At 64.4% G+C, this 654-nt stretch carries 1 protein-coding gene; it reads left to right on the top strand.

Translation table 11 applies throughout. From position 1 onward, the window contains the following. Nucleotides 1–654: flagellar motor switch protein FliM (gene fliM, locus ACU8YE_RS23855; protein ID WP_446929808.1), on the top strand; the 654-nt coding region annotated here is incomplete at both ends.

Genomic DNA, 654 nt, shown 5'->3' with positions numbered 1-654 from the left:
CCTCGTGCACGTGAAGCCGCTGCGCGGCACGTCGCTGTTCGTGTTCGATCCGAACCTCGTGTTCTTCGTCGTCGACAACCTGTTCGGCGGCGACGGGCGTTTCCACACGCGCGTCGAAGGGCGCGACTTCACGGCGACCGAACAGCGGATCATCGGCAAGCTGCTCAATCGCGTGTTCGAGCACTACGCGAGCGCGTGGAAGAGCGTGCGGCCGTTGCAGTTCGAGTTCGTGCGCTCGGAGATGCACACGCAGTTCGCGAACGTCGCGACGCCGAACGAGATCGTGATCGTCACGCAGTTCTCGATCGAGTTCGGGCCGACGGGCGGCACGCTGCACATCTGCATGCCCTATTCGATGATCGAGCCGATCCGCGACGTGCTGAGCTCGCCGATCCAGGGCGAGGCGCTCGAGGTGGACCGCCGCTGGGTGCGCGTGCTGTCGCAGCAGGTGCAGTCGGCGGAAGTGGAACTGGTCGCGGATCTCGCCGAGGTCCCGACGACGTTCGAGAAGATTCTCAACCTGCGCACGGGCGACGTGCTGCCGCTCGACATCACGGATTCGATCACCGCGAAGGTCGACGGCGTGCCGGTGATGGAGTGCGGATACGGCATTTTCAATGGCCAGTACGCGTTGCGCGTGCAGAGGATGATCAG

The organism is Ralstonia sp. VS2407, assembly GCF_052950655.1.
Note: the sequence above shows the minus strand (reverse complement) of the source record. Positions and strands in the feature narration are given on the sequence as shown.